General features: G+C 61.4%; 10 protein-coding genes and 1 tRNA gene. 5 read left to right on the top strand and 6 right to left on the bottom strand.

Annotation, left to right across the window (positions count from 1 at the left end):
• Window positions 1-187: 187 nt before the first annotated feature.
• The gene (locus tag C8E00_RS16420) at window positions 188-1,099 is read right to left on the bottom strand and encodes a LysR substrate-binding domain-containing protein (protein ID WP_133698600.1); all 912 of its coding nucleotides are present in this window, start codon (window positions 1,097-1,099) and stop codon (window positions 188-190) included.
• A gap of 138 nt (window positions 1,100-1,237) precedes the next feature.
• Between C8E00_RS16420 and C8E00_RS16415 the strand changes: the two genes are divergently transcribed.
• The 4 genes from C8E00_RS16415 to C8E00_RS16400 all read left to right on the top strand — a co-directional run bounded on the left by C8E00_RS16415 (window position 1,238) and on the right by C8E00_RS16400 (window position 5,416).
• On the top strand, window positions 1,238-2,074 hold the full coding sequence (locus tag C8E00_RS16415) for an HTD2 family dehydratase (RefSeq protein ID WP_133698599.1): 837 nt from the start codon (window positions 1,238-1,240) through the stop codon (window positions 2,072-2,074).
• Complete coding sequence (locus C8E00_RS16410; protein WP_133698598.1) at window positions 2,074-3,237, top strand: acyl-CoA dehydrogenase family protein; 1,164 nt, start codon at window positions 2,074-2,076, stop codon at window positions 3,235-3,237. Before C8E00_RS16415 ends, C8E00_RS16410 begins: the two co-directional genes overlap by 1 nt.
• Window positions 3,238-3,375: 138 nt before the next feature.
• Window positions 3,376-4,581, top strand: a complete 1,206-nt coding sequence (locus C8E00_RS16405; RefSeq protein WP_133698597.1) for a CaiB/BaiF CoA transferase family protein — start codon at window positions 3,376-3,378, stop codon at window positions 4,579-4,581.
• 10 nt (window positions 4,582-4,591) lie between these two features.
• Window positions 4,592-5,416, top strand: a complete 825-nt coding sequence (locus C8E00_RS16400) for an HpcH/HpaI aldolase/citrate lyase family protein (protein WP_133698596.1) — start codon at window positions 4,592-4,594, stop codon at window positions 5,414-5,416.
• A gap of 122 nt (window positions 5,417-5,538) precedes the next feature.
• Here the strand turns inward: C8E00_RS16400 and C8E00_RS16395 are convergent, their stop codons facing one another.
• From C8E00_RS16395 to C8E00_RS16385, 3 genes are all read right to left on the bottom strand, one after another.
• Window positions 5,539-6,399: a PA4780 family RIO1-like protein kinase gene (locus C8E00_RS16395; RefSeq protein ID WP_133698595.1), complete on the bottom strand. Its 861-nt coding sequence runs from the start codon at window positions 6,397-6,399 to the stop codon at window positions 5,539-5,541.
• 82 nt (window positions 6,400-6,481) lie between these two features.
• Entirely contained in the window at window positions 6,482-7,879 is a 1,398-nt protein-coding gene (dbpA, locus tag C8E00_RS16390) for an ATP-dependent RNA helicase DbpA (RefSeq protein WP_133698594.1), read from the bottom strand.
• Window positions 7,880-8,167: 288 nt separating this feature from the next.
• Window positions 8,168-10,363, bottom strand: a complete 2,196-nt coding sequence (locus C8E00_RS16385) for an esterase-like activity of phytase family protein (protein ID WP_133698593.1) — start codon at window positions 10,361-10,363, stop codon at window positions 8,168-8,170.
• Between the two features lie 446 nt (window positions 10,364-10,809).
• Here C8E00_RS16385 and C8E00_RS16380 point away from each other — a divergent pair, with 446 nt between their 5' ends.
• Window positions 10,810-12,195 (top strand): FAD-binding oxidoreductase, encoded by a 1,386-nt coding sequence (locus C8E00_RS16380; protein WP_133698601.1) that lies wholly within the window; start codon window positions 10,810-10,812, stop codon window positions 12,193-12,195.
• Between the two features lie 145 nt (window positions 12,196-12,340).
• On the opposite strand, the gene C8E00_RS16375 is transcribed toward C8E00_RS16380, so the two are convergent.
• Both C8E00_RS16375 and C8E00_RS16370 read right to left on the bottom strand, forming a co-directional pair.
• Window positions 12,341-12,417, bottom strand: a tRNA-Arg gene (locus C8E00_RS16375).
• A gap of 21 nt (window positions 12,418-12,438) precedes the next feature.
• Window positions 12,439-13,284 (bottom strand): HpcH/HpaI aldolase/citrate lyase family protein, encoded by an 846-nt coding sequence (locus C8E00_RS16370; RefSeq protein ID WP_133698592.1) that lies wholly within the window; start codon window positions 13,282-13,284, stop codon window positions 12,439-12,441.
• Between the last annotated feature and the right edge of the window lie 332 nt (window positions 13,285-13,616).

Below are 13,616 nucleotides of genomic sequence, written 5' to 3'. Positions count from 1 at the left end.
GGCGGCAACTGCAGCGAATGAAGCGAGCTTGAACATGGGCATGGTGCAACTCCTTGTCATTGTAATGGCTGTTGCATCCAGTCGCGTTTGACCAGACCTCTTCGATGCTGGCATAAACGCGTGTCCACGCGTATTTGTATTTAGGCAAGCCGGGGTTAGTTTCAGTTAAAGGCCTATCCTTGCTCGACTAGACGTAGGAAGGCAGGGAGAATCCGTCATGATCGACGATTGCCTCGATGAGTTCACGCCCGCAGCTGGGCAGCGCCTCAAGCTCACGCACGACGATACTGCGTTCACGCTGGGCCCAGTCATCCTCTAGCTCCACAAGTCGAATGGCCTGGGTACGTTGGTAGCGAAGCGCGCATGACTCGGGCAAAACACCGATGCCCACGCCCGCCTCGATCATTCGGCACGCTGGTTCGAAACCAAGCACCTGGATACGTAGGGAAAGGCTTTTGCCCATGTCTTTGACCTTATCCTGTAGAAACTGCAGCAGAGTACTGCCGTCATGCAGCCCGATATGTGGGTAATCCAACGTCTCTTGAAAACTCACATGAGGCCTTTCCGCAAGCGCATGTCCCCGGGGCACGACCAGAACCAGTCTATCCAGGCTGAAAGGTAGTAATTGCAGCCCCTGTGCTTCGACAACCCCCGCCACGATGCCCAGATCCGCCGTGTTATCCAGCACACCACGCACGATATCCCGAGTCAGGCGCTCCTGAAGGTCGACGGTGATACCAGGCCGGATGGACAGGAAGCGGGCCAGAACCTCAGGCATGAACTCAGTCACCGCCGTCGTGTTTGCGAAGATACGCAAGTGCCCCGCAGCGCCGTCTGCATAGCCGGAAAAATCACTCTTCACATGCTCAATCTGTCGCAGGATAACGCGCGCATGCCGCAGCAGACGCTTTCCTGCAGGAGTGAGTTCCACACCCTGGCTACTGCGATAGAATAACCGGCTGCCTAGCTGACCCTCGAGGGTCTTCATGCGGGTGCTCGCCGCCGCCGTGGAGAGATGGGCGCGCTGGGCACCTCCCGTTAGGCTGCACGCCTCAGCGACATGAATGAATAGCCGCAGGTCCTGTAGATCGAAGTGCATGGCATGTGGCTCGCAGGCTGGCTGGAAAGGCGGGCCCCGTCGGGCGTTCGGCCCAGCAAAACACGGCCTTATGCAAAAGCAAATTCTCTAAAGGTCCCATCCTGCGCATCCTGAAGCGACGACAACAGGAGGCAGGACATGACAGACGCGGCCGCCAGCGACTGGATCGGCAATCAGGAACGCAGCGATGACACGCTGAGCGAGGCACTGGCCAAGCGCATCGCGGTGCTATTTGATCGGCCGTACCCTCAGGAGGGGCAGCCCTTGCCGCCCCTGTGGCACTGGGCCTTCTTCCAGGAGCCCGTCACGGCAGACCAGTTAGGATGCGATGGCCATCCGGTATTGGGCGGTTTCCTGCCACCCGCCGAGGGACGCAACCGGATGTGGGCGGGCGGACGGTTGGACTTCATCCAGCCTCTGCATGTGGGTCTCGCCGCGCAGCGCCACTCGACGATTGCCGCTATCAAGGAGAAACGGGGACGAACCGGCACGTTGCTGTTCGTCACGGTGCGCCATGACTATATCCAGCAGGGCGAAACCTGCATCCAGGAGGAACAGGACATCGTCTACCGGGAGCCCTCGCCGCCGCGGTTGTCGCTGGATACGCCGCTACCCGAGCCGGAGTGGAGCCAGTCTATTCGGCCAACATCGACCCTGCTGTTTCGTTATTCGGCGGTGACCTTCAATGGCCATCGCATTCACTACGATTGGCCGTATGCCACAGAGACCGAAGGCTATCCCGGACTGGTCGTGCATGGCCCGATGATCGCCACTCTGATGGTCCAGGCCTTTCGCGATGCCAATCCCCATGCCGCACCAACGCACCTAACCTATCGCGGCCTGCGTCCGCTGATCGCCGACAGTGATTTTCAGGTCGCCGGTCGCCACGAGTCGGGCGGCCGGGCCGCGCTGTGGGCGTTCAACGACCGCGGGCCGGCACACGAGGCGGAAATTCACTACAAGGAGAATGGCTGATGTTTGCGTGTGACACCGAGGACCTGGACGCCATCCGCGACGGCGTACGTAGCCTGTGCAGTCACTATGACACGGCCTACTGGCGTGACATCGACGAGCGCAAGGCATTCCCAGAGGAGTTCGTCGAGGCACTGACCGAGGCGGGCTGGCTGGCGGCGATGATCCCCGAGGAGTACGGCGGCTCGGGGCTGGGCCTGGCCGAGGCGTCGGTCATCCTAGAGGAAGTCAACCGCTGCGGGGGCAATGCCGGCACCGTGCACGGCCAGATGTACAACATGTTTACTCTGCTGCGTCACGGCAGCGAGGCGCAGAAGCGTCGCTTCCTGCCGAAGATCGCCGCAGGCGAGCTGCGCCTGCAGTCGATGGGAGTCACCGAACCCACCACCGGCACCGACACCACCAAGATCAAGACTACCGCCGTCAGGCAGGGTGACAAGTACGTCATCAACGGCCAGAAGGTGTGGATCTCACGCATCCAGCACTCCGATCTGATGATCCTGCTGGCACGCACCACGCCACTCGATCAGGTGCAGCGCAAGTCGGAAGGCATGTCGATCTTCATGATTGACCTGCACGCAGCGATCGGTGATGGCTTGACCGTGCAGCCGATCGCCAACATGGTCAACCACGAGACCAACGAGCTGTTCTTCGACAACCTCGAGATCCCCGCGGACAGCCTGATCGGCGAGGAAGGCAAGGGCTTCCGCTACATCCTCGACGGGCTGAATGCCGAGCGTACACTGATCGCCGCCGAGTGCATCGGCGACGGGCGCTGGTTCATCGAGAAGGCCAGTGACTATGCCCACAACCGTGAAGTCTTCGGTCGACCGATCGGTCAGAACCAGGGCGTCCAGTTCCCCATCGCCCAGGCGCACATCGAGGTCGAGGCCGCCGACCTGATGCGCTGGCGTGCCTGCGACGAGTACGACAAGGGCCTGTCCGCCGGCGCCAGCGCCAACATGGCCAAGTACCTGGCCGCCGAAGCCTCGTGGAAGGCGGCCAATGTCTGCTTGCAGACCCATGGCGGTTTTGGCTTCGCCAGCGAGTACGATGTCGAGCGCAAGTTCCGCGAGACACGCCTCTACCAGGTCGCACCGATCTCGACCAATCTGATCCTGTCCTACGTCGCCGAGCACCTGCTCGAGCTGCCGCGGTCCTTTTAGGAGACGCCCAATGAGCCATCCCACCCGGACCCAGCCACCGACTCCGCTTGTTCGAGCTCGACTAGCTTGGCAGTTATGGGAACAACCGCACATCGCGCCGCTGCTCCAGTGTCAGATACAAAACAAGGGAGCCCACGCATGAACGCACCAGCCACCCCTCAGCGCCCTCTAGACGGCATCACTGTCGTCAGTCTGGAGCATGCCATCGCAGCGCCTTTCTGTACCCGGCAGTTGGCGGACATGGGCGCGCGTGTCATCAAGGTCGAGCGCCCCGGCGTGGGGGACTTCGCCCGCGGCTACGACGAGCGGGTCGATGGCCTGTCGTCCCATTTCGTGTGGACCAACCGTTCCAAGGAGAGCCTGACGCTCGACGTCAAGAAAGCCGAAGCCCGAACGATCCTGGAGAACCTGTTGGCTCAGGCCGACGTACTGGTGCAGAACCTGGCACCGGGCGCAGCGGCCCGGCTGGGGTTGTCCTTCGAGTCCCTGCATGGCGACTTTCCGCACTTGATCGTATGCGATATCTCGGGCTATGGAGACGATGGTCCCTACCACACCAAGAAGGCCTACGACCTGTTGATCCAGAGCGAGGGCGGATTCCTGTCGACGACCGGCACCCCGGGGCCGGAGGGCATGGCCAAGGCCGGCTGTTCGATCGCCGACATTGCCGCCGGCATGTATGCCTACAGCAACATTCTCTCCGCACTGTTGCTACGCGGACGCACTGGCACCGGCAGCCACATCGACGTGTCGATGCTGGAGAGCTTGGTCGAGTGGATGGGTTACCCCATGTACTATGCTTTCGAAGGTGCCGAACCGCCACCGCGGGCTGGCGCCTCGCATTCCACTATCTATCCCTACGGGCCGTTTCCGACCGGCGACGGCCAGACCGTCATGCTGGGCCTGCAGAACGAGCGCGAGTGGCAGGTATTCTGCGAGAAGGTGTTGCAGCGGCCCGAGTTGGCCGTGGATGAGCGCTTTTCTGCCAATGCCCGGCGCTCAGCCAATCGTGACGAGCTGCGGACACTCATCGTACAGGCGTTTTCCGTGCTGAACGCAGAGGACGTGCTAACCCGGCTCGATGAGGCACAGATCGCCAACGCCCATGTCAACGACATGCACGGCGTCTGGGCGCATCCGCAGCTCAAGGCACGCCAGCGCTGGGCGAGCGTCGGCAGTCCCGCCGGCGAGATTCCGGCCCTGTTGCCGCCGGGGCGCAACAATGCCTTCGCCGCGCAGATGCAGCCCGTTCCCGCCTTGGGCGAGCACAGCGAGCGCATCCTTGGCGAACTAGGGTATGCACGCGATGATATCCGCCGCCTGAAAGACCACCATGTCATCTGATGGAGCACGTATGACCTCGGAAGCCCTGCGCTCCATCCTGTTTGTCCCGGCCACCCGGCCGGAGCGCATCGCCAAGGCCCTGGCCAGTGAGGCGGATGCCGTCATCGTCGATCTGGAGGACGCCGTTGCCGAAAGCGACAAGGAGTCCGCACGGGAAGCGCTCGATGCGTTTCTGATGCACCATCCGCAGACCAGGCTTATGGTCCGGATCAATGCGCCCGGTACCCTGTACTACGAAGCCGACCTGGCGCTGGGCGCTCGGCAGGCGGCCATCACGCATCTGGTCATACCCAAGGCGGAGTCCTGCCAGGCCCTGGAGAAAGCCGCCGCCAGCGGCAAGCCTATATGGCCGCTGATCGAAACGGCACGCGGTCTGCTGGCGCTGTCCAGCCTAGTGCACGTAGCGGGCGTCGAACGGCTAAACTTCGGAGCGCTGGACATGAGTACCGAACTAGGACTGATACCCGACACCCCAGGCGCCCGGCAGATTCTCGATCAGGCACGTTACCAGCTCGTGATTCACTCATATGCGGCGGGTCTGGCACCGCCGATCGAAAGTCCGCATCAGGCCATCGATGATACGGACGCCGTGGCTCAGGCCGCCACACGTGCCCGGGAGATGGGATTTGCCGGGATGCTGTGCATACATCCAAGCCAACTGCCCACCGTCAACCAGACCTTTTTGCCCAACGAAGCTGAAGTGGCCTGGGCCAAGGAAATCGTCAAAAGCGCAAACCTGCAAGGAGGAGCATTCAGCGTCAATGGTCAGATGGTCGATGCGCCGGTCGTTGCCCGCGCCCAGAGAATCCTTGCCAAGCACGATACAGGGACTTAACTGCTGTCGACGCCACTGGCGGAGATGCCCGTTGTCAAAAAATGATGACGGTAAAAACTCACATTGCCATTAAGGGTGCCATCGACACTTTCATTACAGCTTGCACTGCAACAACCGTCGGCTCAGTCGTCGTCCTCCAGGTCGTCACGCTCGCGTTCGCGGCGTTCCTCGGCCTCTTCGCGGGCGTCATCAATCACCGCCATCAGCTCCATCACGTCGACATCGAGGGTATCGGGCTCGAAGTGGCCGGTGAGCGGGCTATCCGGATGCAGCTCGCCCGCTTCATAGAGCGCCCAGATCTCCTTACCGTAGTCGGTATTGAGCAGCGCCGGCTCGAAGCGCCCGAACCAGGCACGCATGTTGTCGACGTCGCGCACCAACAGCATCGGCGCGCTGTTGTTGCCCGCCGCATCGACTGCCTGGGGCAGGTCGATGATCACCGGCCCGCCTTGGTCGACCAATACGTTGAACTCGGAGAGATCGCCGTGCACCAGTCCGGCGCATAGCATGCGCACCACATCGGCGATCACCCGATCATGATAATCGCGAGCCTGTTCCGGGCTCAGCGCCACCTCACCAAGTCGGGGGGCAACATCGCCCTCACCGTCGCTGATCAGATCCATCAGCAATACGCCGTCGACGAAACCGTGCGGCCGTGGCGCGCGCACATCCGCTGCGGCCAACCGATACAGCGCATCGACCTCGGAGGTTAGCCAAGCCGTTTCCTGTTCCTTCTGACCGTAGCGGGTCTTCTTGGCCATCGCTCGGGCGCGCCGGCTATTGCGCCCCTTGCGACCCTCCTGATACTGCACGGCCTGCTTGAAGCTGCGCTGGCTGGCTTCCTTGAAGACCTTGGCGCAACGCAGCTCATTGCCGCAGCGCACCACGTAAACCTGGGCTTCCTTGCCACTCATCAACTGGCTGACGACCTCATCGATCAAACCGTCGTCGACCAAGGGCTGGAGTCTCTTGGGTACTTTCATATCACCTTATTTATAGTATGCGCCAATAATCGGCAACGCATGGTATCGGCATCGCGAATAAATTCGCTCCCACAGAACATGACTAGCGAGTAACACGGCGCGCCCGGAAAGACCGCCCCTTGATTCGCCCATTGGCGAGCTGCTCGAGGGCGGCAAGGGCCACCTCGCGCTCGACGGCGACGAAGGCACTGCGCTCGGTGATCTGGATCTTGCCGACCTGCTCACCGGCGATGCCGCCCTCGCCGGTCAAGGCGCCGAGAATATCACCCGGACGTACCTTCTGCTTCTTGCCGGCGCCGAGCTGCAGCGTGGCCATGCGTGGCGTGAACGGCTTCGGGTGACCGCGCAGCGTCGGCAGCGGCTCACAGGCGAGCGACTCGCCGAGGAAATCGCCAAGCTTCTCGAGCCGATAATATTCGCTCTCGGCGACCAGCGTGCAGGCCACGCCCTGGCCACCGGCTCGGCCAGTGCGTCCGATGCGGTGCACATGAACCTCGAGCTCGCGGGCGATCTGGTAATTGAACACCGCATCCAGCGCGTCGATATCCAGCCCGCGCGCCGCCACGTCGGTGGCGACCAGGATCGACACGCTCTTGTTGGCGAACATCGCCAGGATACGATCACGATCGGGCTGCTCCAGATCACCATTGAGCGCCAGTGCGGAAAAGCCCGCCGCCTTCAGGGCGTCGGCGACCTGTTGCGTCTCGCGCTTGGTATTGCAGAACACCACGCTGGATTCCGGGCGGATATTGAGCAACAGGCGTTCCAGCGCCGACAGGCGGGCGTCTTCGCCCACGACACGGTAGAAGTGCTGGCGGATGCTGGTGTCATCGTGAGTCGAGACGACTTCGACGTTCAGCGGCTCACGCATCATACGCTCGGCGATAGGCCGGATGCTGGCACCGTAGGTGGCACTGAACAAAAGCGTCTGCCGCGCAGTCGGCGCCTGGCCGACGATCGCCTCGATCGACGCCTGGAAGCCCATGTCCAGCATGCGGTCGGCTTCATCCAGCACCAGCGTATTCAGCGCATCGAGTATCAGCGAGCCTTTGCGCAGGTGCTCCTCGATCCGCCCCGGCGTGCCCACTACCACATGCGCGCCATGTTCCAGCGAGTCGCGCTGCGGCTTGAGCGGCGCCCCGCCGCATAGCGTCAGCACCTTGACGTTGCTGAGTCCACGCGCCAGCCGGCGTACTTCACCGGCCACTTGGTCCGCCAGCTCACGGGTCGGACACAGCACCAACGCCTGCACGCGAAACGCCTTGACCTCGAGCCGCGACAGTAGTCCCAGGCCGAACGCCGCCGTCTTGCCCGAGCCGGTCTGGCCCTGGCCGATCACGTCGCGTCCGGCGAGGATCGCCGGCAGGCTTTCGGCCTGAATCGGCGTCATGACGTGATAACCCAGCGACGCCAGATTGGCGAGCAACGCAGGCGCCAGCGGCAAGGTGGCGAAACCGGATGGGGATGGCGAATCGGACACGGCGGCAAATCCTGTCGTGAAGTCGGCCACGCCATGCGCGCGAACGGGCAGCGGATGATAGCGGGTGGCAATGGCCAAGGATGGAATAGCGGCAGGATAACAGAATCGTGCTCGGGGCGTATCTTGCCATCAAAAACACCCCGAAGGCCGGATGAGTATCCAACTTTCGGGGTGCAGTTCGGCCGGCTATCGATTATGGGATAGGTGACAACCTGTGATGCCTCGAGCAGTCTCCGTGGCTATCGCCTTCTCCATCGCGATCGGTAGACGTTGCCGCTGTCATCCTCTCTATCGTCCCAGTTCCACGGGGAAGAAGCGGGTTTCGCCGGAGGAACCATCGACGCCATCGTTGTCGGTGACGACATATCCCTGACCGTCAGCATCGAAGGTCAACCCTTCGACCTTTTCCAGCACATAACCGCCTGTATCGAGCAACGTCGGGATCAAATCGAGCACGACCTCTTTCTGAGCGGTCGGCAGGTTGCCGTCTAGCGCCGCAGGGGCCAGCGACCCGAGGTCGACGCGGGTGATCTGCTTGATCCGTGCGGCATCCCCCGTCTGGTTGTCACGTTCGATCAAGTACAGCGCTGCATCCTTGGCCGCCAAGTCCGAAAGCCCTACCCAGCCTTCACCCTGAGGCTTGGTCAGCGGATAACGCACACCTTGCCATTGCTGCTTTTCGAGATCATAAGCAAGCAGCATGGCGGTATTGTCCGGGGCGCCCAGCCAGGGACGCTGCAACGCTACCCACAATTTGCCCTCCACTCGCACGATACCTTCAGCACCGTAGCGCGTCTGACGCTCGAGCAATGACGACGGTAGTGGAATCTGCTCCTGAATCTCGCCCTTGTGATCGACATGCAGCAGGACGTGGGGGATGGATTGCTTGGCATCGCCTTCATTAGCCAGCCAGAATCCCCCCTCGCCGTCGGTGGCAATGCCTTCGAGATCGAGCTTGGAGGCGGGCTCGCCGTCGCGGGTCACCACGGTGGCCGACGTGATCCGCGCGGGATGCGAGGACTTGCCGATCGTGTAGAGCGTCGGTGCATTGGCATAGGCCGAGTCACTGACGGCATACAGGCGACTGGCATCTTCGGGATCGCCGGTCAATCCGGAAAGCGCCCCCCAGCCGGTCACCGGCGTGCCATCGTCGTTGCGCTGGGCAACGATCTCCGGATAAGCGGTCTTGCCTTCGGTGCGCCGATAGATCATCACGTGACTACGTGCACCGCCTTCCGCTCCCAGGTCCTCTTCATTGGACGTGGCCAGCAGTTGCCGCCCGGGAATCGCGACTGCGCCCTCCGGGCCGACCCCCGAAGGAAGAGGCTGCATCAACTCCGGCGCGCCTCCGGTATCGCGGTAGACACCGACCACAGAGCCGCGCTCCGAGAGCACGAAGATATAACGCTGGCCATCGTATGTACCGACTTCCAGCCCTTCCGGTTCGATACCTTTCGCGTCGGAACGGCCTTCCGGATAGTGGCCGGCAGCGGCCACGGCATGCTCGAAGGCGGCACCCGATTCATACGCCACGCTGCCACCCTGGTTGAAAATGGTGAAGCCACGGGAGCCACCTTCATAATCCCCCTCGTTAGCTGTCACCAAGCGATCCGTCCCCAGCCATTGAACGGCATCGGGCTCGCGCTTGACGCCTTCAAGTCGCCCCTTGAACGCCAAGCGACCATCTTCCGCCGTATCGACACCGGCGAGGTCAGTGGAGCCTGCAGAGAAGTCGCCGACCACCCGACCACTGGCGGCATCGACGATCACGATGTGGTTATTTTCCTGCAACGTGACGGCAATCTGATTCTCGGCATTGATATCGACGAATTCCGGTTCAGGATCGGAGGGTGCCGTATCGGCAAGGCCGGTCAACGCCACCTTGCGACCGTCATCGCACGAGGGAACGCCTTTCGCCAGCGGAAATACCATCAAATAGCCGGCAGGCATCTGGGGAATGCGGCCATCGTTCGCCTCTTCATCACGCTCGTTTTCTATGGCGATGGCGACCCAGTTATCGTCAGGCGATATGGCAACGGAGTCGGGTTGTCCACCAAGCTGGCAGGAGCGTCGCACGCGCTGATTCTTCAACTCGACGGCCCGTAGCTCGCCGCTGGGCTCCGTATAGCTTTGCGAGGTATTGACTCCCACCAGCGCCACGCCGTGAAACGCAGAAACCGATGTGGGTTCCCCCTCCATCGGCATGAAACCAGCGGCTTTCGGCGCCGCCGGCTCCGTGATGTCGATAAAACCAATGCCGCCGTGCGGGCTATCGGAGTACATCAACGTCTTGCCCTCATCATCGACGGTGATGATCTCCGCCGAGGTCGGACTGTCAGGTGCAGCCCCTTCTTCCAGATTCGAGGCAACCGGAAAGGACGCGATGCGGTTGAATGTCTCGGCTGCCAGCACAGGCTGGCTAAACGTCACGATAACGGCGCTCAGCCCCAGAAGGCCGGCAAGAGGCGATGGCGTGAATGACATGTCTTCCCCTTTTTTGGCATGGCCATGACATCTGGATTGGAACAGACGCGCCATGACAGTGGGATGAAAGGACAGACACCGCGCATGCATGCTTGAACACAGGTACTGCCGGGGTGATGCCCCGGTGATGGCGATTCGGGCTTTGCGAGAAGGGCTCATCGTCGATGGAACGGCGCTCGAGAGCAGGATCGCACCGCTGAGTGATCAGATGCATCTAGACGTGGCCAAGAGGCATCTTTCCAGACCCTGCTGCAGACACATGACGCTGGAAGAGAATAAACAGAAGGAAGTTAGTCACAATGACACCTATGCTGAGATTATCCACTGACGAAATGCCAATCACGGGGCCGCTGTGAGGCATCAGGCTAATCGCCAGACGGGTCGTATTCCTCTCCCCGCCCGAGTCCCCTTCGGGGTATCCCGTGGCATATATAACGGTGGCCGCCATGAGCCAGTTTTCACAGACCGAACTGAAGGAGTTCAAGACCAATGTCGCGGGAGATGTGATTCTCCCCGACGATCCGCAATACGACGACGTTCGCCAAATCTGGAATGCCATGATCGATCGCCGGCCTTCCATGATGGTGCGCTGCACTTCAGCTGCCGATGTAATCCATTCCTTGCACTTCATTAACCAGCACCACTTGCCCTTCTCCATACGTGGAGGTGGTCACAACATTGCAGGCAACGCCGTCTGCGATGCTGGCATGATGATTGACCTCTCGCTGATGAAGGGAGTGCATATCGATCAAGAGCGTCAACAAGGAACCGTCGAGCCAGGCTGTACCCTCGCTGATTTCGACGCCGCCGCACAAGCGTACGGCCTCGCCACACCGTTAGGCATCAACTCCACCACAGGGGTGGCCGGTCTCACTCTGGGCGGTGGCTTCGGTTGGCTCAGCCGCAAGTACGGCATGACCATAGATAACCTGCTTTCTATGGAGGTGATTACCGCCGATGGTCAACAACGACACGCCAGTGAATCGGAAAACGCCGATCTGTTCTGGGGACTGCGTGGTGGAGGCGGCAATTTTGGTATCGTGACGCGTTTCGAGTACCAATTGCATCCGGTGGGCCCCAACGTGCTGTGCGGCCTTATCGTCTTTCCCTTCGACCAGGCGAAAGCGGTCATCACACGGTTTGCTCGATTCACCGAAACAATGCCGGACGAGCTCAACGTATGGCTGATAACGCGCCAGGCGCCTCCTCTGCCCTTTCTGCCTGAGGACGTCCACGGGAAAGAGATCGTCGCGCTCGCCATGTGCTACGCCGGTGATCCTGCCGAGGGCGAGAGACACATCGCACCATTGCGAGAATTCGGCACCGCTTATGGCGAGCACATCGGGGTACAGCCCTACACCGACTGGCAACAGGCTTTCGACCCACTGTTGACGCCAGGTGCCCGCAACTACTGGAAAACACATAATTTCTCGACGCTCGAAGAAGGGCCGATCGATGCCATCATCGAATATGCCAGTGCATTACCGTCTTCGCAGTGCGAGATATTCATCGCCACGATCGGAGGCCAGACACACCACGCCCTGCCCGAAGCGATGGCCTACTCGAACCGTGATACCAACTACGTGCTGAACGTGCATGCGCGATGGGAAACGGCTGCCGAGGACGCACACTGCATTGCCTGGGCACGTGAATTCTTCGCTCGTTCACAGCCCTTCGCCAGCAGTGGCGCTTACATCAACTTCCTGACCGGGGATGAGAGCGACCGCGTTGCTTTCGCCTACGGCATGAGCTACGAGCGCTTAGTGGCCCTCAAGCAGAAGTTCGATCCGGCAAACATTTTCCGTGTCAATCAGAACATTAGCCCGATCTGAAGGCCTTTACGCCCAAGCCATGCGTTCTCTGTGCTGCTATGACGGACTCTAATCCAGCACGCAAGATGGCTGCAGGGCCGAGGGGCATGGAAAACATAGGAAAAGAAAAGCCCGCGAGATGATTCGCGGGCTTTGCATCGATTCGTGGCCCGCCCTATAGGATTCGAACCTATGACCTTTGCCTCCGGAGGGCAACGCTCTATCCAGCTGAGCTAAGGGCGGAACGCGACATATCCTACTGCGTCAGCACAGGGGTTGTCCACCGCGAAGGCCCGCTTCGTGCTTGGCGAGAATCCCCCGGGCGCGGCTGACGACCGGCGCATCGACCATCTGGCCCGCGACGCTGAACGCGCCTGCCTGATGGTTCGCACCATCGATCACTTGCCGGGCCCAGGCCACGTCGGCCTCGCTGGGAGAAAACGCCTGGTTGACGGCGGGCAACTGCCGGGGATGAATGCATAGCATGCCGGCGAAGCCCATCTCCCGGGCATGAGCGGCCGCACGCGCCACGGCGTCCGTATCGTCGATGGCCGGATGCGGGCTTTCGAGCGGCGCGGCCAGGCCCGCCGCGCGCGAGCGGACCACCAGCTGGTAGCGCCCCTGGTCGAGCATTTGGCGCGCCCCCGGCGTCTCGGGCGTGAGTCCCAGCTCGGTGATCAGGTCCAGGGCCCCGAAGCTCAGCCGCTCGACGCCGGCCATGCCCGCCAGGCCGGGCAACGCCAGCAGGCCTTGCGCGGTTTCGATCTGCAGCCATAGCGGCTTGCCGCAGGCGGCCGCCTGCGCCAATGATGGGACGGATTCGGCCTTGGGCACCATCAGATGGGTGATGCCTGCATGCCGAGCGCACAGCACCAGATCGAGCGCATGATGCGGGGAGTCGGGCGCGTTCACGCGCACCACGAGCGAGGCCTGCGGGTTGTCCGCCAGGAAGGCCGCGAGCGTATCCCGGGCCTCGGCCTTGTCGCCATCGGCGACAGCGTCCTCCAAATCGACGATCACGGCATCCGCCCCACTGGCCAGGGCCTTGGCGATGCGATCCGGCCGGGTGGCCGGCACGAATAAAAGAGAGCGCGGGTCATGCAGATTCATAAAGGCTCCATCGGTTGACGACGTAGTCACTTCTAGGGACAGGATATCGCCACAACCCTGGCATGTGGGTGGCACCGGAGCGGGCGCCTGGGTCGCTCAGCGCGCGAGGAAATAGTGCACGGAATTAACCTCTCAATAAAATAAAAATGTTTTAAATTAGCCATTTTAAACGACATATGGCAACACCGATCATACTAACGATTGATATGCGTGCTTCCATGGCTATGACAGCATAAGACCATCTGAATCCAGTGAGATTGGATGTCAATATAATGTACAAGGTAAGGAACTGAACCATGCGCAAGCTCGCCTCACTGACCGCTCTCGCCGCT

This window comes from Chromohalobacter marismortui (assembly GCF_004364315.1).
GTDB classification, from domain to species: Bacteria; Pseudomonadota; Gammaproteobacteria; order Pseudomonadales; family Halomonadaceae; genus Chromohalobacter; species Chromohalobacter marismortui.
Note: the sequence above shows the minus strand (reverse complement) of the source record. Positions and strands in the feature narration are given on the sequence as shown.